This window comes from Thiothrix winogradskyi, from assembly GCF_021650935.1.
Taxonomy (GTDB): Bacteria; Pseudomonadota; Gammaproteobacteria; order Thiotrichales; family Thiotrichaceae; genus Thiothrix; species Thiothrix winogradskyi.
The window spans coordinates 3,893,410-3,914,095 of the sequence record NZ_CP091244.1 but is presented as its reverse complement, the minus strand read 5'-3'; the positions used below and the strand labels follow the sequence as shown (position 1 = coordinate 3,914,095).

The 20,686-nt window shown below is 50.6% G+C and carries 20 protein-coding genes; 9 read left to right on the top strand and 11 right to left on the bottom strand.

Features of this window, described 5'->3' with window-relative positions; genetic code table 11:
- Position 1 precedes the first annotated feature (1 nt).
- The 3 genes from L2Y54_RS19390 (at position 2) to L2Y54_RS19380 (ending at position 2,589) form a co-directional block, all read left to right on the top strand.
- The gene (locus tag L2Y54_RS19390) at positions 2-937 is read left to right on the top strand and encodes a formylglycine-generating enzyme family protein (protein WP_236498340.1); all 936 of its coding nucleotides are present in this window, start codon (positions 2-4) and stop codon (positions 935-937) included.
- Positions 938-1,085: 148 nt separating this feature from the next.
- Positions 1,086-1,751 (top strand): DUF1036 domain-containing protein, encoded by a 666-nt coding sequence (locus tag L2Y54_RS19385; protein WP_236498338.1) that lies wholly within the window; start codon positions 1,086-1,088, stop codon positions 1,749-1,751.
- A gap of 121 nt (positions 1,752-1,872) precedes the next feature.
- A complete protein-coding gene (locus L2Y54_RS19380) occupies positions 1,873-2,589 on the top strand; it encodes a hypothetical protein (protein ID WP_236498336.1) in 717 nt (238 codons plus the stop codon).
- Between the two features lie 223 nt (positions 2,590-2,812).
- Here the strand turns inward: L2Y54_RS19380 and L2Y54_RS19375 are convergent, their stop codons facing one another.
- Together L2Y54_RS19375 and L2Y54_RS19370 are read right to left on the bottom strand one after the other, a co-directional pair.
- Positions 2,813-3,853: an IS5 family transposase gene (locus L2Y54_RS19375; protein WP_236497348.1), complete on the bottom strand. Its 1,041-nt coding sequence runs from the start codon at positions 3,851-3,853 to the stop codon at positions 2,813-2,815.
- 37 nt (positions 3,854-3,890) lie between these two features.
- Positions 3,891-4,988 (bottom strand): TRAP transporter substrate-binding protein, encoded by a 1,098-nt coding sequence (locus tag L2Y54_RS19370; protein WP_236498334.1) that lies wholly within the window; start codon positions 4,986-4,988, stop codon positions 3,891-3,893.
- 90 nt (positions 4,989-5,078) lie between these two features.
- On the opposite strand from L2Y54_RS19370, the gene L2Y54_RS19365 reads away from it, so the two are divergent.
- The 5 genes from L2Y54_RS19365 to L2Y54_RS19345 all read left to right on the top strand — a co-directional run bounded on the left by L2Y54_RS19365 (position 5,079) and on the right by L2Y54_RS19345 (position 8,575).
- Positions 5,079-6,299, top strand: coding sequence for an argininosuccinate synthase (locus tag L2Y54_RS19365; protein ID WP_236498332.1), 1,221 nt, complete (start codon positions 5,079-5,081; stop codon positions 6,297-6,299).
- A 6-nt stretch (positions 6,300-6,305) separates the two neighbouring features.
- On the top strand, positions 6,306-6,509 hold the full coding sequence (locus tag L2Y54_RS19360) for a SlyX family protein (RefSeq protein ID WP_236498330.1): 204 nt from the start codon (positions 6,306-6,308) through the stop codon (positions 6,507-6,509).
- On the top strand, positions 6,509-7,210 hold the full coding sequence (locus L2Y54_RS19355; RefSeq protein ID WP_236498329.1) for a class I SAM-dependent methyltransferase: 702 nt from the start codon (positions 6,509-6,511) through the stop codon (positions 7,208-7,210). Before L2Y54_RS19360 ends, L2Y54_RS19355 begins: the two co-directional genes overlap by 1 nt.
- 122 nt (positions 7,211-7,332) lie before the next feature.
- Entirely contained in the window at positions 7,333-7,680 is a 348-nt protein-coding gene (locus L2Y54_RS19350) for a DUF423 domain-containing protein (protein ID WP_236498327.1), read from the top strand.
- A gap of 142 nt (positions 7,681-7,822) precedes the next feature.
- Positions 7,823-8,575: a metallophosphoesterase gene (locus L2Y54_RS19345; RefSeq protein ID WP_236498325.1), complete on the top strand. Its 753-nt coding sequence runs from the start codon at positions 7,823-7,825 to the stop codon at positions 8,573-8,575.
- An 80-nt stretch (positions 8,576-8,655) separates the two neighbouring features.
- Here L2Y54_RS19345 and L2Y54_RS19340 read toward each other — a convergent pair whose 3' ends face one another.
- Positions 8,656-9,159, bottom strand: a complete 504-nt coding sequence (locus L2Y54_RS19340; protein WP_236498323.1) for a Fe-S cluster assembly transcription factor — start codon at positions 9,157-9,159, stop codon at positions 8,656-8,658.
- A 198-nt stretch (positions 9,160-9,357) separates the two neighbouring features.
- Positions 9,358-9,807, bottom strand: a complete 450-nt coding sequence (locus L2Y54_RS19335; protein ID WP_236498322.1) for a DUF1249 domain-containing protein — start codon at positions 9,805-9,807, stop codon at positions 9,358-9,360.
- Positions 9,808-9,899: 92 nt separating this feature from the next.
- Between L2Y54_RS19335 and L2Y54_RS19330 the strand changes: the two genes are divergently transcribed.
- A complete protein-coding gene (locus tag L2Y54_RS19330; protein WP_236498320.1) occupies positions 9,900-11,537 on the top strand; it encodes an alpha-D-glucose phosphate-specific phosphoglucomutase in 1,638 nt (545 codons plus the stop codon).
- A gap of 3 nt (positions 11,538-11,540) precedes the next feature.
- On the opposite strand, the gene mnmH is transcribed toward L2Y54_RS19330, so the two are convergent.
- The 7 genes from mnmH to L2Y54_RS19295 all read right to left on the bottom strand — a co-directional run bounded on the left by mnmH (position 11,541) and on the right by L2Y54_RS19295 (position 20,549).
- Positions 11,541-12,671, bottom strand: coding sequence for a tRNA 2-selenouridine(34) synthase MnmH (mnmH, locus tag L2Y54_RS19325; protein ID WP_236498318.1), 1,131 nt, complete (start codon positions 12,669-12,671; stop codon positions 11,541-11,543).
- Positions 12,672-12,674: 3 nt separating this feature from the next.
- Positions 12,675-13,715: a selenide, water dikinase SelD gene (gene selD, locus L2Y54_RS19320; RefSeq protein ID WP_236498316.1), complete on the bottom strand. Its 1,041-nt coding sequence runs from the start codon at positions 13,713-13,715 to the stop codon at positions 12,675-12,677.
- Positions 13,716-13,755: 40 nt separating this feature from the next.
- Complete coding sequence (locus tag L2Y54_RS19315; protein WP_236498314.1) at positions 13,756-14,739, bottom strand: exopolysaccharide biosynthesis polyprenyl glycosylphosphotransferase; 984 nt, start codon at positions 14,737-14,739, stop codon at positions 13,756-13,758.
- A 185-nt stretch (positions 14,740-14,924) separates the two neighbouring features.
- Complete coding sequence (gene gspF / locus L2Y54_RS19310) at positions 14,925-16,145, bottom strand: type II secretion system inner membrane protein GspF (protein ID WP_236498313.1); 1,221 nt, start codon at positions 16,143-16,145, stop codon at positions 14,925-14,927.
- Positions 16,145-17,662 carry a type II secretion system ATPase GspE gene (gspE, locus tag L2Y54_RS19305; RefSeq protein ID WP_236498311.1) on the bottom strand — a complete coding sequence of 506 codons (1,518 nt, stop codon included), beginning with the start codon at positions 17,660-17,662 and terminating at the stop codon, positions 16,145-16,147. Before gspE ends, gspF begins: the two co-directional genes overlap by 1 nt.
- Positions 17,659-19,764, bottom strand: coding sequence for a type II secretion system secretin GspD (gspD, locus tag L2Y54_RS19300; protein ID WP_236498310.1), 2,106 nt, complete (start codon positions 19,762-19,764; stop codon positions 17,659-17,661). The genes gspE and gspD overlap by 4 nt, the downstream gene beginning before the upstream one ends.
- Before the next feature lie 17 nt (positions 19,765-19,781).
- On the bottom strand, positions 19,782-20,549 hold the full coding sequence (locus L2Y54_RS19295) for a hypothetical protein (RefSeq protein WP_236498308.1): 768 nt from the start codon (positions 20,547-20,549) through the stop codon (positions 19,782-19,784).
- Positions 20,550-20,686 lie beyond the last annotated feature (137 nt).

Here is a 20,686-nt window from a genome sequence, read left to right as displayed (position 1 = left end):
TATGTCAATTGAAAATTTTCTTAGTAATTCCGTTGATGGTAAAGTTGTTAATAACTATTTGAGATTATTGGCAGATAAAACCGTTAATCTAGAACGTCATAATGAAGACTTGACTAAGAATTCTTTTTCAGAAATTCCGCATAATTCTCCAAGTATGCAGCATAAACTTTTATGGCGTGAAAGCGTTAAAAAAGACCAGTATGGGGAGTATGCAGAATTGGTTTTGCGAGGAGTGAGTAGCCGCTTCCGTTGGATAAAACCGGGGAGCTTTTTAATGGGTTCGCCAATCTCAGAATTTGGACGTAATATAGATGAAAACCAGCATGATGTGACCCTGACACAAGGATTTTGGATGGCAGATACTGCTTGTACCCAAGCTTTGTGGTTGGCGGTGATGGGTAGCAATCCATCCAATTTTTCCCAAAATCTTCAAAATCCAGTTGATAGTGTGAGTTGGGAGGATGTGCAGGTCTTTTTACAACGTGCGAATAATTCTGATTTGGGCGGAGTGTTGCGTCTACCCTCCGAAGCAGAATGGGAATACGCTTGCCGTGCCGGAACTGATACCCCGTTTGCATTTGGTGCGAATATCACGCCGGGAGAAGTAAATTACGATGGAAATTATCCCTATGCGAATGGTATAGAAGGCTTATACTGTGCGGAAACTAGGTCAGTTAAATCGCTTCGAGCCAATGCTTGGGGTTTGTATCAAATGCATGGCAATGTGTGGGAATGGTGTCAGGATTGGTACGGTGGCTATCCTTCTTTTCCTGTCAGCAATCCGAAGGGTGCTGAAAGCGGCATTTACGGCGTGTTGCGCGTGTTGCGCGGTGGCTCGTGGTACAACGTTGCACGGCACGTGCGTTCCGCTAACCGTCGAAGCAACCCGCCGGACATTCGGAACTCCAGCATTGGCTTCCGGCTTGTCCTCCTCTAGGTCAAGTTGAGCGAAGCAGGGCGGCTCAGCCACAAAATCTTAGCGCGGGAAGCGAGCTAAATGTAGGCATTTGATGGAGCGCACCATGCCAAGGGTATAATGAGCTTTGTCAAATAATTGGCAGCATGGCAGTAAGAAAAACTAAACAATGAATACTGATTTTTTGATAAAAAAACGTGATGAGCTGATTTTGGATGATTATCTAAAGCGACTCGCTTTTACTGCGGAAGGAAAAAATTTATTAGAATTAGAAAATGCTGATCTAAAACAAAAACTATATAAGTCGGCATTTAATGAAAAATCAATAATAGCCGATGGCGAAAAGAAATTAGCATCCTTGAGACTAGAAAACTCTGATTTAAAACAAAAAATACATGAATCCACCGCTAGGGAAAAAGCAACAATAGCCGCAAAAAAAATAGAAATAGATTCATTGAGATTAGAAAATTATAATCTAACACAAGAACTGAATGAATTGACCGAGCTTATCGAAGATAATAGTGTAAACTATAAAACAATAACAATAGAAAATACAACCTCCCAACCTATTAAAGTTGCCGTTATTTATTATGGAATAGATGAAATGTGGCATACGTTGTACTGGTGGCGTTACTCTCCTAAAGAGAAATCTTATATACTTGGAGATGCACATCCCTCAACAAATAGTTTTTTTTATATTTATGCTGTGTCAGAAGATGGGTATTATTCATGGAGTGGTGATGATCATCATGGATATATAGATGGATCCATAGAAGGATTCATAAAATGTGATTTTGGAGATGAAGACAACTTCCAGTGGGGACTGACATTGTAATGAATATTGGTTTTTTATTAAAAAACGTTATGAAAAACCTAATAAAATAGCCACTGGCACAAAGTCATTGTATAAAAGTAGCGTTGGTAAAGTATCGACTATTTTTAAAAGAAAAAGTTAAATGAATGTGAATGTAAGCGAAGTATTGCGTAAAACTTTAAGTGACGACATCGAAAAACTCATGTCGGATACTCAGAGTGGCGCGAGTGCCATATTAGCGCGTCGGCGTTTGCAGGCGTTAGCGGATAACTCGCCCTTATTGTTAGCGTGGTTGGCAGAACCCTGGTGGGGTCAAGACATTGAAACAACTTTAATACACTGCGCTAGAGTTCATCTGTACGCCCGCATTTTGGATGATGCCTTGGATGAAAATCTACCGATTCATCGCTTATTGTTGTTACGTGCTCAACCCTTATTTTGGTCATCCATCGGTAATTTGGCGATAATGCACCCACAGCAGTGGCAGCAAAGCGCTCAACTTATTGAGGAAACCATTCAATCGGTTGAACGCGATGATGAACAAGCGCAACCCATATTATGGGGAATGAAAAATCATCATCTATTGCTGATTCCGTTATTACTCTCTGATAATAATGAGTCTTTTGAATCCAGTAGGGCGGCACTTTCTGATCTTATTTTGCTGATGCAAACAGGTGATGAATGGAAGCAAGGTGCATTAAAAACCAAAGAAATTCAGTATCAGGTATTAGCTGAAATAGAACGTATTTTGTTGAATGGAACGCCACAGATGTTGTTACAAGGTGGCTGGCATTCGGCAGCACAACGGGTATTGTGGGAATGTGAGCAATTGCTGGCAGTACTGTCACCGCCAGCCTGAGTGCAATAAACGTTAGAGTTTTTTGGCGAATGCGAACTTGGCGTAGGATTGTTCTGCCACGCTGAACCATTGGGAACCTCTAAAAACCCGGCGTATTGCAACGGTTAGCGTTGGCCTATCGGCATTTTGTTAAAAAAACACCAACCCATCTCAATTTTTAGCACACCAAGCCACAATCAGGTTGTTTTTCCGCATTTTTGCTGTTTTTTCGGGAATTTCTCCATCAAATGGGCACAACTCCGCCCTCTCTGAGCGAACAGAGCCGACGCAGGTTATACACGGTTGCTTTGATGCTGAGGCCGAATACTGCCCGTGCCAACCCAATGCTGCGGATGGCTTTGCCACCCATCGCACAGATTGACCCAAACACATGCTCAACCCGTGCGCGGGGTCTGGCGATGCGGGTGTTGCGGCGTTTCTGGCAGTCGGATTGCGGCTTGCCTTTCTTGGCTTTGTGCTGGATGTGTAACCGCCAGCTACCTTGGTTGAGGCGTTGTTCACGGGATTGGTCTTCATAACCTTTGTCCGCCCATACGTCACGGCTGGTGTTGGCTCGGTCAAGCACCGCTTCAAAATGGTTGGTGTCATGCTCTTTGGCGGTGCTGATGTGGCGTTTGCGGATGAGTTTGTATTTCCGATCGGCACTGATACTGAGTTTGTAGCCGTGGTAGCTTTTGCCGTGTTTTTTCGTCCAGCTTGCTTCCGTATCCTTTTGGCGACGTTGGGCAGGTGTCCAGCCAGCGGGTGTTGCCGCTTGTTCCAACAGCGCTTTTTCTTCTTTGTGGAAATGTTGTTTAGGGGCTTCCACCAGCGTGGCATCGACGATTTGACCACCACGGGCAATAAAACCGTGTTGTTGTAATTGCCGTTGGACGGCATCAAACAGGGCATCCGCACCACCTGCCGCGCTGATCCGTTCACGGAATACCCACAAGGTATTGGCATCCGGGATCGTGCTGGAATGACGCAGGCCACAAAACCGTTGGAACGACAGCCGGTCAAGCAATTGGTATTCCAATGCCTCGTCCGACAGGTTGTACAGGTGTTGCAACACCAAGACCCGTACCATCAGTTCCGTTGGGTAGGGTGGACGGCCTCCTCGCTTGTCACTTGGGCGTGGGGCGATGTGGTCGATTTCTGCTGCCAAGGCGACAAAGTTGACGTGCTGGTTCAGCGTGGACAGCAGGTCGCCCTTGCGGTCGAGTTTCTGTTCACGCTCTTCGGCGGCAAACAGACTGGTTTTGATGGCACTTTTCTTGGGCATGGCTAGTAACGGGGCGGTGGCTCAGATGAGCATTTTCTCACATTTGTGTGGGTATCAGTGGGTTTTTAGAGGTTCCCCATTGCGCTTGGTTATTGCGGAACACTTTCCAGTCGTCGTAGATTTTTTTGAATTTGGGGTTGGCTTTGGATTCTTCGTCGTAAGTTTCCAGCGTGGCTTTGAAGCAGGCTTCCATGATCTCGTCGCTGAACGAGCGCAATTTCACGTCGCTACCCATCAAATTAGCGAGTGCTTGTGGGTTCAGTGCGTCGTATTTCGCTTGCATGTCATTGTGAGCTTGTTGGCAAGCGGCTTCCCACGCGGCTTTGTAGGCATCCGGTAGTTTTTCCCACTGCTCTTTATTGACGTAGAAGGAGAGTTGCGGGCCTGCTTCCCACCAGCCGGGGGTGTAGTAGTTTTTGACGATTTTGGCGAAACCGAGCTTTTCGTCATCGTAAGGGCCGACCCATTCGGCAGCGTCAATCGTGCCTTTTTCCAGTGCGGGGTAAATGTCACCACCGGGTAATTGCTGCGGCACTACACCGAGTTTGCTAAGGACGCGACCAGCGAAACCACCGACGCGGAATTTCAAGCCTTCCAAGTCTTTAACGGTGTTGATTTCTTTGTTGAACCAGCCGCCCATTTGTACGCCAGTATTGCCGCCCATGAAGTTGACCACGTTGTATTCGGCGAAGAGTTCGCGCATCAGTTTCATACCGTTGCCGTGCAACATCCACGCGGTTTGCTGGCGTGAAGTCAGCCCGAACGGTACGGCGCAATCGAAGGCGAGGGCGGGGTTTTTGCCGAAGTAGTAGTAGGAGGCGGTGTGACCGGCTTCGACCGTGCCGTTTTGGATCGCATCCAGCACTTGCAAGCCGGGGACGATTTCTCCCGCTGCGAAGACTTTCACGGTGAATTTACCGCTAGTGATTTTGGAAAGGGCAGAAGCGAGTACGTCGGATGCGCCGTAAATGGTGTCAAGTGATTTGGGGAAACTGGACGTTAACCGCCAACTGATGGTGGGTAAATCGCTGGATGCGGCGGCTTTGGCTGCTTCGTCGGCTAATAGGGTGGCAGGTACAGCGGCTAAAGCAACAGTGCTGGCAGCAGCGTGCTTGAAGAATGAACGGCGTTCCATAGGTTCTCCTCTCTCTCGTTTGTAGTGCAAGGCGTGAGTGTAGCGCATATAATGCGCGGTTTCGATTACCACAACGGGAACACTTAATACATGACACAGTCTGTCAACAAAGTCGTGTTAGCCTACTCCGGCGGCTTGGATACCTCCATCATCGTGCGGTGGCTGCAAGAAAATTACGGGTGCGAAATCGTCACCTTCACCGCTGATATTGGTCAAGGCGAAGAAGTCGAACCCGCCCGTGCCAAAGCGTTGGCAATGGGCATTAAACCGGAAGAAATTTACATCGAAGACCTGCGCGAAGAATTCGTGCGCGACTATGTGTTCCCGATGTTCCGCGCCAATACCATTTACGAAGGCGAATACCTGCTGGGCACATCCATCGCCCGCCCGTTAATCGCTAAGCGTTTGATTGAAATCGCTAATGAAACCGGAGCGGATGCGATTTCGCACGGTGCGACTGGCAAAGGCAACGACCAAGTGCGCTTTGAACTCGGTGCATACGCGCTAAAACCGGGCGTGAAAGTGATTGCCCCTTGGCGTGAATGGGACATGAATTCCCGCGCTGATTTAATGGCGTATGCGGAAAAGCACAATATTCCGGTCGATTTCAAAAAAGCGGGCAAGAAATCCCCGTATTCAATGGATGCTAACCTGCTGCACATTTCTTACGAAGGCGGCCCGTTGGAAGATCCGTGGTTTGAAGCGGAAGAAGACATGTGGCGTTGGAGCGTTTCCCCGGAAACTGCGCCAGACAAGCCTACCTACGTCGAAATCACCTTCAAGGGCGGTGATGCGGTAGCGTTAGACGGTCAGGAAATGTCCGCCTCCGCCATCCTCGAAACCCTAAATAAACTGGGTGGCGCAAACGGTATCGGTCGTTTGGATTTGGTGGAAAACCGCTACGTCGGCATGAAATCACGCGGCTGCTACGAAACCCCCGGCGGCACAATCTTGTTGCCTGCGCACCGTGCGATTGAATCCCTCACCCTCGACCGCGAAGTCGCCCACCTGAAAGACAGCCTGATGCCTAAATACGCCGAGCTGGTTTACAACGGTTACTGGTGGAGTCCTGAGCGCAAAATGATGCAAACCATGATCGACGCATCCCAAGCCTTCGTGAATGGCACAGTGCGCATGAAATTGTACAAAGGCGCGGTCACTGTTGCCGGTCGTAAATCCGACGATAGCTTGTTTGATGCACGCATTGCCACGTTTGACGATGACGGCGGCGCGTACAACCAAAAAGACGCGGAAGGCTTCATCAAGCTGAATGCGCTGCGGATGCGAATTGCGGCAATGGCGGGGCGTTAATTCCTGATGGAAGCACGCTTGGAAAAACTGGAACTCCTGTTCATGGAACAGGAGCAAATGCTGGAAACCTTGAGCCATCAGCTTTACCTGCAACAAAAAGATATAGCCTCGGCGTTGCTGGAAATTGAACGGCTTAATGAGAAGCTTAAATCCATCACCCCGTCTGCTGTCGGTAGTCAAGCCGATGAAACTCCACCCCCGCATTATTGATGCCTGAGCGCTATCAACTGGTGCAAACGCCTGCACGACTGGAACTGCACGACACCCACGACCCCAAAGTGGGTGCGGTGTACGTCGATTTTGTGGAAGGCAAAGCCCAACACCGCCGCAAGTTCGGTGGTGGAAAGGGGCAGGACATTGCCAAAGCGATTGGCTTACACAAGTTCAAACACCCGCAAGTGATTGATGCGACCGCAGGTTTAGGGCGCGAATCCTTCGTGCTGGCGACCTTGGGTTGCACCGTGACCTTGTTGGAACGTTCCCCGATTGTTCATGCTTTATTGGCTGACGGTTTGCAGCGTGCGTTGGCAAGTGATGATCAGGAAACAGTGGAAATTGCTGCACGTATGACCTTGCATCTGGCAGATGCGCACGTATGGCTAACGGAGCTTCCCGCAGCGGCATTGCCTGATGTAGTGTACCTCGACCCTATGTTTCCCGATCGGCAAAAGTCCGCTTTGGTACAAAAAGAGATGCGTTTTTTCCACGAAGTGGTGGGTGCCGATACTGACAGTGATGCACTGTTGGCACTGGCTCAGGAACGTTCCAAGCGGCGAGTGGTTGTTAAGCGCCCGCGTCACGCCCCTGAACTACACGGGTGTAAACCGGCTTTTGTCATCAGTGGTAAAGCGGTGCGTTATGATGTCTACCTAGGCAAGGCAACTGCGCAAGAACACGCCCATCAGGAATAAAATACCTAACCATGCCATGATTCTGAGAATGACGCGGTACAATTGACGTTTTTCATGTGTATTCATAAGGTCGTATCGTTGTGGAAAGGAATCATTTTCTGCTAATCGCCAGTGTGTCAGGAATGCTCGCAGTCATCTTGGGGGCATTTGGAGCGCACGGTTTGGAAAAATTAGTCGATGCCAAGATGTTGCAACGTTTTCATACGGGTGTCGAGTACCAGTTTTACCATTCATTAGCATTATTATTTATTAGTATTTTAAATAAACTTATAAAAAATAAGTATGTTGCTTATGCCGGTTATGCATTTTTGTTAGGCATGGTTTTATTCTCTGGTAGTCTCTATCTGTATGTTTTAACAGGAATCAAGGGGTTCGCACTGGTAACTCCCCTAGGTGGACTTAGCTTCATTGTGGGATGGGGGCTACTGGCTTTTTCCGCAAAAAACAGCAGTTACTTAGAAAAAAGATAAGATAAATTTATTTCTTATTACCAGCAATTGAGTTAAGATTTTTTTAGGATGGGTGCTGGTAGCGTGGGTGTCACAACGAAATAGATAAGCAAACCCTGTACTAACTGGCTAACTTTAGTTAGGTTGTTCTTGGAATATGACCATGAGTTATGCGCCTTTTAAGTTTTTCGGTAAAAATTCACGCGGACGCGATTTCGTCGTCGGTGATGTTCATGGCTCCTTTTCAGCCTTAGAGCGGCTGTTACAGCGTCTTAATTTTGATCCTGATGCTGATCGGGTGTTTTCAGTAGGGGATTTGATTGACCGTGGCGCGGAGTCGCATCGCGTGATTGAGTTTCTTAACCATGATTGGTTTCATGCGATTATGGGCAATCATGAACGCATGTTGCTGGATTCGGAATATAACGCAGCAGTGTTGGAAAACTGGACCCGTTACAATGGCGGCGCATGGTGGAAGCGTGTTCCTGAACACATCCGCCCGCGTATTCGTAATGTGTTGGCGCAATTGCCGCTTGCTTTCGAGATTTACACTGCGAATGGTCATGTCGGGATTGTACATGCGGATATTCCAACGGGAATTCCTTGGCATCAATTCATACGTTCGTTGGAATCAGACCCGGATATGGAAGAGTACGCGCTGTGGTCGCGCAATCGCTATAAGCATTTCAAGATGATGGGGCGTACTGTGCCTGTCGAGGGCATTGACTTGGTGGTGTTTGGGCATACGCCGGTCAGTAAACCGTTACACACGGCAAACTTTTATTACATTGATACCGGTGCGGCGTTGTTAGATGACAAGGCGTTAGGTAAGTTGACGTTGTTGCAAATTCATCCGGTGATGGAGTTGCATCAGTTGGATGTGCGCACAGAAGAAGATATGCACGCTGCGGCGTGAATATCAGCTAAACCGGAACAAAAAAAGGCGAACCACTCTTCGCCTTTTTTTGTTGACCATTAACCAAGTACGTGTACCTCTTAGCAACTGGCATTTGCCACTACGCCAATCGTAGGACGCGGGGGGAACATGGTTGCAATACGGCTGGCAATTGTGTCTTGACGACGTGCTACTTCACGTATTTCGGGGCGATTGATAAAGCTGGCTAATGTTAAATTGTCCAAAAATTCATATAAACGCCCGCTCAAATCTTCCCATAATTGATGGGTTAAGCATTTCTCGCCACCGTGGCAATCTTTGCTGCCAAGACAACGGGTTACGTCAATGTTTTCGTCTACCGCATTGATGATTTCTGCAATGCTAATTTGACTAGAGGGGCGACCTAAACGATAACCACCGCCTGGCCCGCGTACCCCTTCTACTAAACCCTCTTTACGTAACTTGGCAAATAATTGCTCAAGATAAGACAGGGAGATACCTTGGCATTGTGAAATATCTGCCAGCGTGACGGGACCTTGATGATCGTGAATCGCTAGATCCATCATGGCAGTGACCGCATACCGACCTTTCGTTGACAGTTTCATGGGGGTGCTCCTTTGCAGTGTTGCTGCGTGTTAATTCCCGACTGAATTACTCAGTATCTTAAATAAACCTAGTGTATTAGTCAAGAATATTTGCAGACTTAAGTTGTACAATAGGTGAACATTAATGATGTGTTTCCAGTATAGGTATGCGTGGAGTTTACTGCAATAAGTTGTACAAAGCTTTTTATGGTGTTGACCCTAGGTAAAGCAATGACCTTGCCTACGTAGATAATTTGTCCATTTGTATAAGAATCTGTTCATGCGCCAGCGGCACAATAACATCGTATCTAACTCTTTATTCCAATATTGTACAGGATCTTCAGTCAGGCGGCAGCGATGACTCACCACTTCGGCTTGGCGTGAATCGTGGTAAACCCGAATTAGCATATCCGGGCGGTTGTCTTTGGCATTACGGCTTTCATCAAACAAATACGTTAGCATCAAGGTGCTGGTATGCGTCGTGTGGTCGAGAATCGTAAGCGATACCGGAATGCCGTTTGCTACCCGTGATACTGTTTGTTGCGGTAAGATACGCATGTCGCCACACAATAGACGCAACTGGATATAATTTATTTCATACATTTCCATCAGCGCCGCGAAAGATTTTGGGCGTGGCGCGAAGGTGGCGGGTTGTTCTTTGACTAACATAAATCCATAATGACTACATGATTTGTGCGGCTGCAATGCTGTGCAGATGAAGTCTCGAATCCTAACAAAAACCTACTGGCAAGCGTACTCTCATGACTATCCAGACCATTAAAACCACACCTTTCGATGACCAAAAACCGGGGACATCCGGTTTACGGAAAAGCGTCAAGCAATTCAAGAAGCCTGATTATTTGCAAACCTTTGTACAAGCCATTTTCAATACCTTGGACAATGTACAAGGGAGCACCCTGATTCTCGGCGGTGACGGGCGTTATTTTAACCGCGAGGCGATTCAAATCATTCTGCGCATGGCAGCCGCAGCGGGTTTCGGGCGCGTTATATTGGGGCAGGGCGGCATTCTTTCCACTCCGGCAGCGTCGAACCTGATTCGCCAATACCAGGCATTGGGGGGGATTATTCTCTCCGCCAGCCATAACGCAGGTGGTCCCGAAGGTGATTTCGGCATTAAATTCAATGGCGCAAACGGTGGGTCTGCTCCTGAAAGCATGACTGAAGCGATGTTTGCCGCCGCTAAACAAATCCACGAATACCACATTGTGCCGCTCAACCCGATTCCGGTTGACAAGCTGGGGACGTACCAGCTTGCTGGAATGCAGGTGGAGGTGGTGGATTCGGTTAGTGACTATCTGGCGCTGATGGAAACCATTTTCGACTTTGACAAGATTGCCGCATTGCTGAAATCCGACCATTTCAAGATGCGTTTCGATGCAATGCACGCGGTAACGGGGCCTTACGGGCATCGTATTCTGGAGGAACGTTTGGGCGCACCTGTTGGCTCTGTCATTCAGGGCGAACCGTTGGCAGATTTTGGTGGCGGGCATCCTGACCCGAATCAAGCGCACGCCCATGAGTTGATGGCACTGCTGTATGCGCGGAATTCCGACATTGATTTCGGCGCAGCCTCCGATGGTGACGGCGATCGTAATATGATTCTGGGCAAGCGTTTTTTTGTCACCCCTAGCGATAGCCTTGCGATTTTGGCGGCGAATGCGCGTTTGATTCCGGGTTACAAAGATGGCATTTCGGGCATTGCGCGTTCCATGCCGACCAGCCAAGCGCCGGATCGGGTCGCGGCGAAACTGGGTATCCCGTGCTTTGAAACCCCAACCGGCTGGAAGTTTTTCGGCAATTTGTTGGATGCAGGCAAGATCACCTTGTGCGGCGAAGAGAGCTTTGGTACAGGTTCTGATCATGTGCGCGAAAAAGACGGGTTGTGGGCAGTGTTGTTCTGGTTGAACTTGCTGGCAGAAAAGCAGGATTCGGTGGAAAACATCGTGCGCAAGCATTGGGCGGAATACGGGCGCAATTACTATTCACGCCACGATTACGAAGCGATTGAGCTGAAAGACGCCAATGCTCTGGTGGATGCGTTGCAGGCACAGTTGCCGGGTTTGGTAGGCAAACAGTTTGGTGCTTTGACGGTCGGAGCAACCGATAATTTCACTTACACCGATCCGGTCGATGGTTCAGTGAGCAAGAATCAGGGAATTCGCATCCTGTTTACCGACGGTTCGCGCATTATCTTCCGCTTATCGGGTACGGGGACACAGGGCGCAACTTTGCGTGTTTACCTCGAAAATTACGAAGCGGATGTCAGCAAACACGATCAGGAGGTGCAAGACGCGCTGGCTGATCTTCTCGCCATCGTGCAACAAGTTGCCAGAATTGAGCACTTTACTGGGCGCGAAGCGGCGGATGTGGTGACTTGATACTTAGTGAATGCCTTGCGCGTTGAGGTATTCCCGCACCTCGGCTGGTGAACCCGTAAACACCAGCCGATCCTGCTTCTTACTGATCTGATAGTCATACATCGGGTCGTAGTAATCCAACAAAATGAAACGCACCCAATCGTAATGCGCGGTAGTCGACTGGTCTCGCGCTTGTTGTTGCAAAGCACGTTCCATCATTTCCCGCGCTTGTTGGTAACGCACCCCACCCAAGCGGCGTTGCACCTTCGCCAAACTGCCGAGCAGATACGCACTGAATGCCGCAAACCCCGCTTCCGTATCCCCGCCATGCACCGCAATGAAGGAGGCAGTATTGTCCACGACATATTCCTGATAGCTAATTTCAACGCGCTCTTCATTAGGGACTTGCATCAACACCAGTGGGGCAGTGCGTAAGGTCTCAAAAAAAGTGTCGGGTAAATGCAGTGAGCCGATGGTGCGGCTTTCGTCTTCAAACAGCAGTGCCGTTTGCCCCTGATGGAATTTGCGCAGCAATTGAATGGTAAGCGTATTCTCAAACCCAATTTGCGGTGGTTGCGGGGTAGGTTGAGTGCCAAACGCGGAGCCACGGTGATTGGCGCAGGCTTCGAGGTCAATTTGCTGCGTAAAAGCACGTAAAAACCGCGTCTTGCCTGAACCCGTGCGCCCACTGAGGATGATGGGCTGAAGCAAATGAGGTAAGGTTTCCAACTGCTCCAGCAAAAACCGGCGCATCGCTTTGTAACCACCGTGAACACGCGGATAACGAATGTCCGTTTGCTCATACAACCATTGTTGCGACGTGCGTGAGCGTAACCCACCCCGAAAACAATACAGCACTCCGTCTGGGTGTCGTTCGGCGAATTGCTGCCATGCTGCCACCCGTGCCGCCTTAATCTCACCGCTTACCCGCTGCAAGCCCAGTTCGATAGCCGCATCTTGCCCTTGTTGTTTGTAACGTGTGCCAATCGCGACCCGATCCGCATCATCCATTAAGGGTAGGTTGGTGCTGCACGGGAACGCACCCTCAAAAAATTCCACGGGGGCGCGTACATCCAAGAGCGGCACGTCTTGCAAAAACAAGTTCAATAAATCGTCGATGACAGGTAAGTCTTTATCAGCGTTCAGCAGTGACATGGGTTATTCCACCGTAATCAGAGGGCTACCGGCAACGGGTTCGCGCAAATAGCCAATCGGTTGTAAGTCCATGCCCGCCTGTCGACACACGGCTAAGAATTCCGCCTCGCCCTCAGGCGCAAGTGCTACCAACAAGCCGCCGCTGGTTTGGGGGTCGCAGATGATTTGCCGTTGGCGTTCTGTCATTGCACCGAGCGCGTAGCCGTAGCTGTCGAAATTGCGTTTTGCGCCGCCCGGTGAGCAATCCAGTTCCAGATATTGCGGGATGTGTGGCAAAACTGGTACTTGATCGAATTGGATGACTGCTTGCAAGCCGCTGCCTTCGCACATTTCACGCAAATGCCCGCCCAGCCCAAAGCCGGTAACATCGGTAAGCGCGGTGACGGCTGGCATTTCTCCGAATTGTGCGCCGATGCTGTTCATCTGGCACATGGTATCAATCGCAAGATTGCTGTGTTCCGGCAATAAGACTTTGCGTTTTTGAGCGGTGGTGAGGATGCCGATACCGAGCGGTTTGGTGAGGTACAGCTTGCATCCGGCTTGTGCGGTGCTGTTTTGCTTGAGGTGGCGGGTTTGCACAATGCCGGTCACGGCTAAGCCAAAAATGGGTTCGGGGGCGTCGATGCTGTGTCCGCCTGCGAGGGGAATACCGGCATCCTGACAGGCTTTGCGCCCGCCTTCGACCACTTCGCGCCCGACTTCCGGCGGCAATTTGTCGAGCGGCCAGCCGAAAATTGCAATTGCCATAATGGGTTTGCCGCCCATCGCGTAGACATCGCTGATGGCATTGGTGGCGGCAATGCACCCAAACGTGAACGGATCATCCACAATCGGCATGAAAAAATCGGTGGTGCTGATAACCGCCGTGCCATTGCCTAAATCGTAAACGGCGGCATCGTCGCGGGAACTGTTGCCGACCAGCAAAGCATCGCAGACATCGGGTGGCAATTGGCTGTGTAAGATGACATCGAGTACAGCGGGGGCGATTTTACAGCCACAACCAGAGCCGTGGCTGTATTCGGTCATGCGGATGGGGGTGTCCATGTGGGGCAATCCTTGGCGAAACAAAGGAGTGCATGATACATCAGACCCCTTGACCCGTCAGCACGACCCGCACGGTATCGAACAGAATCCGCATATCCATCCACACGCTTTGGTGCTTAATGTAATAAATGTCGTAACGGTGTTTATGCATCGCATCTTCCACCGATGCGCCATAGGTATAACGTACTTGTGCCAAGCCAGTCACACCGGGCTTGACCGTGTGGCGGAAGCGGTAAAACGGAATTTGCTTTTCCAAATCACGAATAAACACTTCACGTTCTGGGCGTGGCCCGACGATTGACATTTCACCCTTGAGCACATTGAGCAGTTGGGGTAACTCGTCAATGCGGGTTTTGCGAATGAACTTGCCCACCCGTGTCACGCGGCTGTCTTCTTTGGATGCCCAACGCGCCCCGTCTTTTTCAGCATCTTCACACATGGAGCGGAATTTGAGGATATTAAATTCCTGATTAAATAATCCAGTGCGACGCTGCTGGAAAAATATTGAACCGCGCGACTCCCATTTGATCGCGATAGCCGTGATCAACCAAATGGGCAGGGTCAGGGCTAGCAATAACAAGGATACGCCCACATCCAGACCGCGTTTCAGTAGGTGTTGGTAGCCAGTAGCATATTGGTGTTTGTCATTGTCCAATAAATAGTCTGCATTTAATAAGTCGACTTCCACAAAGTTAAGGCGTTTATCCAGGCGATCCAGTAAAGCTTCTACCCGTGCGCCGCTATTCGCTGCGTTGACTAAAAAGCTGAGCTGGATGTCACTGAGCGCGGACAATCCGCAAAAACACAGGGTTTTATGTTGATAATCACGGATACCGTAATGATTCATAACGTGTGGTATTGCATTGCGTTCGAGCACGGCTTGAATGGCCTCGACATCATGGGCAGGCGCGTACACATACAGTAGATTGGCAGTATTAACCGATGTATCTGCTGCGGTGCGGGTGCTGTCTTGAAAAAATCTAGGCACTGTTGCCCGAAATTCTAGGCTAGTAGTATCTGGCATGACGCTTGCTCCACAAAGACCGTGCGGGGACACTTTTCCACAGGTCATTATTTTTAATATTGGTTAATACGAAATATTTCTTGCTTGTGGATACTATGCGACGGGCGCAGGTGTGCCTCAACGCCATGACCTATAATCGCGGCTATTTAGCTGACGAAATGCTTAATGAGAAAAATTAATGGGAATTAACGCATGATCTGCGACATGCCGCCCATGACCGGGAGCATGATAGAAAGGACAATTAAAGTAACGATACCGCCCATCACCAAAATTAAGCCGGGTTCGAGCAAACTGAGCATGGTGGCAATTTTGGTTTGCACTTCGCGCTCTTGCTGGATGGCGGCACGTTCCAGCATTTCATCGAGTTTGCCGCTGCCTTCGCCGCTGGCAATCAGGTAGACCATCATCGGCGGGAAATAGCCGGAACGTTCCAGCGCTTTGTGAATCGGCATCCCTTCGCGCACTTTTTCAGCCGCTTCCAGCACCGAGCGGCGCATGGGAATGCTGATGACGACTTCCGCCGAAATTTTCATCGCATCCAATACCGTTACGCCACTGCTGCTGAGTATGCTGAAGGTGCGGGCAAAGTTTTCGGTGTTAATGCCACGGGTAATGCGTCCGATGACCGGCAAGCGCAATAGCAGGCGGTGGTAACGTGCTTTCCACACGGGGCGTTGCAATAGCCACACGATTCCCGCGATCACCAAAATAATGCTAATGAGCAAGGTCAAACCGTGATTTTGCAGGAATTCGCTGGCAGCAATCAGCATTCGCGTGAGCAGCGGTAGCTCAATGTCCAACGTCGAAAACGCTTCCACGACTTTGGGGACAACAAAGCGCAGCAAGGCGGATACCACACCAATCGCAACCAGCAATAAAATCAAGGGGTAAGCCAGCGCTGTGGTGACTTTTTGCTGGTTGTGCTGGCGATTTTCGGTGTAATCCGCCAAGCGTTCCAAGACTTCGGATAAATGCCCAGATTGTTCGCCCGCGCCCACCGTTGCGCGATACAACACCGGAAACGCACCGGGAAACAAGCCTAACGCGCCTGCCAGCGTGTGACCTTCCATGACCCGTGAGCGGATGGCGGAAAAAATGCGCCGTGATGAATTGCGTTCGGTCTGGCGCACGACCGCACCCAAAGCTTCCTCAATCGGTGAACCCGCACGTACTAAAGTGGCAAGTTGGCGCGTCATCAGTGCAAGATCGGCGGGATTGAGCCGCCCGCCACCGAACAGGGAACGACCTTCGGTTTTTTTCTGCTTTTGCGCGACTTCATTGACTTCCAGCGGAATCAAATCGCCATTGCGCAATAACTGGCGTATTTGGCGCGGGGTATCCGCTTCCATAATGCCGCGCTCTTCTTTACCGGCGGCATTCAGGGCGAGGTATTCAAACGCGGGCATTACTGCGCATCCTCACGGGTGACGCGCAAGACTTCATCCAGCGACGTGCGACCTTCCAAGACCAAGCGAATACCGTCTTCGCGGATGCTGGGGCTGTGTTGGCGGGCATAGGCTTCGAGTTGCATTTCGCTTTTGTGGTCGTGGATCATTTGACGCAAACCGTCATCCAACGCCACCAGTTCGTAAATCCCCAAGCGCCCGACGAAACCGCGATGGTTACAGGCAGGGCAACCGACCGGCTTGTAGAGAATCGGGCGGGCAGTGTGCGGGTCGGCGCGGAGGATTTGCATTTCACCGTCATCTGCAGGCGAAGCTTGTTTGCATTCGGGGCAAAGCACCCGTACCAGCCGTTGTGCGACTACACCGAGCAAGCTGGAGGCGAGCAAATAAGGTTCGACGCCCATGTCTTGCAGTCGGGTGACAGCACCCACAGCAGTATTGGTGTGCAGCGTGGAAAACACCAAATGCCCGGTTAAACTGGCTTGCACCGCAATTTCAGCGGTTTCCAGATCGCGGATTTCGCCGACCATCACCACATCCGGGTCTTGGCGTAAAATGGCGCGTAAGCCGCGTGCAAAGGTCATGTCGACTTTGCTATTGACTTGGGTTTGCCCAATGCCGTCAATGTAATATTCGATAGGGTCTTCGACGGTGAGGATATTGCGGCGTTGGTCGTTTAAGTGGGTCAGACCGGCGTACAGCGTGGTGGTTTTTCCTGAACCCGTGGGACCGGTGACGAGAATAATGCCGTGTGGCTTTTCGATCAGGGCTTGCAGGCGGTCATAAATTTTGGGATCCATGCCCAGATGCGACAGATTCAAGCGCCCGGCTTGCTTGTCCAATAAGCGCAATACCACCCGTTCGGTGTGACCGGAGGGCAGGGTGGAAACCCGCACGTCGACGCCGCGTCCGGCAACGCGCAGGGAGATGCGTCCGTCTTGCGGCAGGCGTTTTTCGGCAATATCCAAGCGTGCCATGACTTTGATCCGCGAAATAATCACCGGCGCGAGTTTGCGCGGTGGTTCGATGATTTCGCGCAAAATGCCATCGACGCGCATTCGTACCGACATACGGGTTTCAAAGGTTTCGATGTGGATGTCGGATGCACCTTCTTTCACCGCTTGGGTCAATAGCGCATTGATCAGGCGGATGATGGGGGCATCGTCTTCGGATTCCAACAAGTCTTCCGGTTCGGGTAATGACCCGGCAATGTCTTGCAAATCGGCATCGTCACCAATGTCTTGCATCATCGACGCGCCAACTTGGCTGCGGTCATAATGCGCTGCCAGCAAGCGGTCAAAAGTGGCGTTGTCAACCGTTTGAAATTGCAAATCGGCTGGGCTTAGGCGTTGCACTTCTGCCAAGGCTAACGGCGTGACCCCAGTTCGGCACAGCACCAGCGGTTGTTGCCCGCTGGTTTGCAGCAAAATGCCGTGGCGTTTGGCAAAGCTGTACGGCAAGCTCAGCGCAAGGCTGAGTGGCTCTTCGGCAGTGGCTAGTGCATCCTGCCCGCTCATAATGCCCCGCTACAGAATGGGTCGGATTTGTTGCATGTGCCTTGACCTTGTGTCACTTTTTTCACGGGAGCAGGGGGGCGTGGCGGCGGATTGTGCAAGCTGTCAGCCGAGCCATTGATGACGCGATTCATATCCGGTGGCAGGGTGGAAGCACCTTCGGAGAGGCGATCACGTTGCAATACTTTACTGCGCTGCTGCTGTTGCTGCATGGTTTGGTATTTCATGCGGGTGTAAGCATCGGCGGATTTGCCATCTGGCATAATAATGGGGTGGATGAACACCATTAGGTTGTTTTTGGTTTTATTGGTGGTGTTATTGCGGAAAGCGCCACCAATCACGGGTATATCGCCCAATAACGGCACTTTGCTTTCAGAATCGCGGTAATTGTCTTCGATCAATCCGCCCAGTACCAGAATTTGCCCGTCTTCGACCATGACATTGGTGGTAATGCGGCGTTTGTTGGTGATTAAATCCGATGCGCCGGAACTGCTGGAGGCGACGTTGGATGTTTCCTGTTCAATTTTGAGATTAACGGTTTCGCCCCGGTTGATTTGTGGGGTGATTTTGAATTTCAAACCGACATCTTTGCGTTCAATCGTGGTGAACGGGTTGGTGGTGTCGTTCGCGGCATTGGTGGAACGCCCAGTGATGAAGGGGACTTCTTGTCCGACGGTGATTTCGGCTTCTTCGTTATCCATCGTCACCAGCGTTGGGGTGGAAAGGATATTGGTGGCAGCATCGCCTTTGAGCGCTTCGACAATCGCACCGAAGCTGTTATTTCCCCCCGCCAGCAATAGACCGTTAGGAACACTGGGGATAGTGCTGGTTTGAACCGCGCCAATAATGCCCGCAAGTGTGCCAATGCCACCAAAATTGCTGTAGCCAACCGGGCCGCTACCGTCATTTGCACCATTAGCCAGCAGGGTTGCGCCAAGTTGGTTGGAAAGGTCGGTGGAGACTTCAGCGATGACGGCTTCGACCAAGACTTGGGCGCGGCGGCGGTCAAGCTGGTTGATCACGGCGATCATGTTTTTCTGCAAAGTCGGCGGACCACTAATGATAATGGAGTTGCTGCTTTTATCGGCTAGAACTTTGACATTGCTGCTACCACTGCCACTGGAGGGCTGTGTGCCATCGGGGGAGACACTTCCGTCTGAACCGGGGGGCATATAATTGTAGTAAGCACTCCCGCCGTATTGCTGGAGATTGGGTGCAACGCCATTGAGTACGTTGACAACATCTTCAGCCTTGGCGTAGCGCAGTTGGATGACTCTGGTGTCACCTTCAATGGCACGTTTGACATCCAGTTTGGCGATGGCGCTTTTCATGCGTTCACGGGTTTGACGGTCGCCGGAAATCAATACGCTGTTGGTACGTTCATCGGCTGAAATTTTGCCGCCAGCAGGCATCATACCGCCCGCTGCTGCGGCAGCAGCGTTACCACCGACTAAGCCCTGTAAGGTGGAGGCAACTTGTGAAGCCACCGCGTATTCGAGTGGCACAAGTTCAAAGTCTTCGTTATTGGGTTTGTCGACGCTGGCAATCACGTCCATCAGGCGGGCAACGTTTTGGGCTTTGCCTTTTAAGGCGATAGTGTTACTCGCTTGGTTGGGCAGAATACTGGTTTCGCCCTGACCGCTGAGTGGCATCAGGGTTTGAATCGCGGTGGTAACGGGGATGTATTCCAGTTTAACCACTTGGGAAATCGTCGCATCGGCATCACTTTCCGCAGGGTTGGCAACCATCGGCGCGACATTGCCGCGTGCTTTTCCAGCGGGAACAATTTTGATGAGGTCGCCTGTTTCGACAGCTTCAAAACCGTGGACTTGCAGTACCGACAGGAAGGCTTCATACAGCCCGTCTTTGTCCAGACCGTTGCCGGAAATGAAGGTGACTTTGCCGCGCACTTGCTGATCGACTATGAAATTCTTGCCGGTGGTCTTGGCAACAATGTCAATCAATTGGCGGATTTCCGTGTCTTGCAGATTAATGCGGGTGGCGTCTTCGGCATTTAATGCAGCACTGGTGGTTAATAGCCACAGCGAGCAAGCCAGTAGACTGCCGGAAAAAAAGGAACTGCGTTTGTTGTTGTGCGATTTCATTAAAAACCTGTATCCGTTTACGATCGGCTGGCGGCAATGTCCCGCAAGGTTGGTACGGCAAGCCCCGCAGTATCCGCAATCTCTAAAGCACGTTGCAAGCGTGCTGGAGCACTGCGCCCCATGCATTGGTGTTCGGGGTCGCCTGCAAATGCGACCAGCATGGCTTGTAACAGTTCCGCATGATCTAAGGTTTTGCCCGTTAGATATTCTTGCAGGGCATGTACATCACGCGCCACTGCTTCAACCAAGGCGGGGTGTTGCGCCCAAAGTGTGCTTACTGTTCCGCCAACACGTAGCCCCGCAATGTTGCTGACCAGAATATAGTAGTTTTTGCGTACCAGCTCGAATAATAATTCCGCGTGATCATGCATCAGATAATGGGGAATATCCAGTGCATTCAGACAGGAAGCCAATAGCGTGGCATTATGTCCGTATAGCGGTGAGGGAACCACAATTTTCACTGCTTGTCCGCGTTTTTTTTCAAACCAGACAGAAATCACGGTGGGGTCAGTTAGCCCATGCCGTTCCCAGTCTGGGGGTAACAGTTCGTTTTGGAGCAAGGCTACCCGCGTTTTCCAAGCGTCTGGGAGTTGTGCCAAAGTGGGGTGTAAATCGGTTTCGCCCACGGCAACGATGACGAGCGCGGGTTCGGGGATTTGCGCGGCTTCGACGGACATATCCATGCTGCGGGTGATCGGGTAAACCGGGTGCCCTATACGCAGTAAACCTTGTGCGAAAACACTGCCGATTTCGCCGATTCCGATAATGACAATAGGTTGTTTCACCCTGCGTTCCTCAATCCGGTCAAATCCATAAGATAAGCGCCAGAGTCTAGCCAACCTGATGGATAGCCTCAAGTGAAATGACGGTAACGTTGCGATTGCATAGCCGCCACTGGCAATGACCGTTATAATGCGGCGAT

Coding starts and splice junctions, on each gene's coding strand:
- L2Y54_RS19390 (WP_236498340.1), top strand. CDS start 2: ATGTCAATTGAAAATTTTCTTAGTAATTCCGTTGATGGTAAAGTTGTT.
- L2Y54_RS19385 (WP_236498338.1), top strand. CDS start 1,086: ATGAATACTGATTTTTTGATAAAAAAACGTGATGAGCTGATTTTGGAT.
- L2Y54_RS19380 (WP_236498336.1), top strand. CDS start 1,873: ATGAATGTGAATGTAAGCGAAGTATTGCGTAAAACTTTAAGTGACGAC.
- L2Y54_RS19375 (WP_236497348.1), bottom strand. CDS start 3,853: ATGCCCAAGAAAAGTGCCATCAAAACCAGTCTGTTTGCCGCCGAAGAG.
- L2Y54_RS19370 (WP_236498334.1), bottom strand. CDS start 4,988: ATGGAACGCCGTTCATTCTTCAAGCACGCTGCTGCCAGCACTGTTGCT.
- L2Y54_RS19365 (WP_236498332.1), top strand. CDS start 5,079: ATGACACAGTCTGTCAACAAAGTCGTGTTAGCCTACTCCGGCGGCTTG.
- L2Y54_RS19360 (WP_236498330.1), top strand. CDS start 6,306: ATGGAAGCACGCTTGGAAAAACTGGAACTCCTGTTCATGGAACAGGAG.
- L2Y54_RS19355 (WP_236498329.1), top strand. CDS start 6,509: ATGCCTGAGCGCTATCAACTGGTGCAAACGCCTGCACGACTGGAACTG.
- L2Y54_RS19350 (WP_236498327.1), top strand. CDS start 7,333: ATGCTCGCAGTCATCTTGGGGGCATTTGGAGCGCACGGTTTGGAAAAA.
- L2Y54_RS19345 (WP_236498325.1), top strand. CDS start 7,823: ATGAGTTATGCGCCTTTTAAGTTTTTCGGTAAAAATTCACGCGGACGC.
- L2Y54_RS19340 (WP_236498323.1), bottom strand. CDS start 9,159: ATGAAACTGTCAACGAAAGGTCGGTATGCGGTCACTGCCATGATGGAT.
- L2Y54_RS19335 (WP_236498322.1), bottom strand. CDS start 9,807: ATGTTAGTCAAAGAACAACCCGCCACCTTCGCGCCACGCCCAAAATCT.
- L2Y54_RS19330 (WP_236498320.1), top strand. CDS start 9,900: ATGACTATCCAGACCATTAAAACCACACCTTTCGATGACCAAAAACCG.
- mnmH (WP_236498318.1), bottom strand. CDS start 12,671: ATGTCACTGCTGAACGCTGATAAAGACTTACCTGTCATCGACGATTTA.
- selD (WP_236498316.1), bottom strand. CDS start 13,715: ATGGACACCCCCATCCGCATGACCGAATACAGCCACGGCTCTGGTTGT.
- L2Y54_RS19315 (WP_236498314.1), bottom strand. CDS start 14,739: ATGCCAGATACTACTAGCCTAGAATTTCGGGCAACAGTGCCTAGATTT.
- gspF (WP_236498313.1), bottom strand. CDS start 16,145: ATGCCCGCGTTTGAATACCTCGCCCTGAATGCCGCCGGTAAAGAAGAG.
- gspE (WP_236498311.1), bottom strand. CDS start 17,662: ATGAGCGGGCAGGATGCACTAGCCACTGCCGAAGAGCCACTCAGCCTT.
- gspD (WP_236498310.1), bottom strand. CDS start 19,764: ATGAAATCGCACAACAACAAACGCAGTTCCTTTTTTTCCGGCAGTCTA.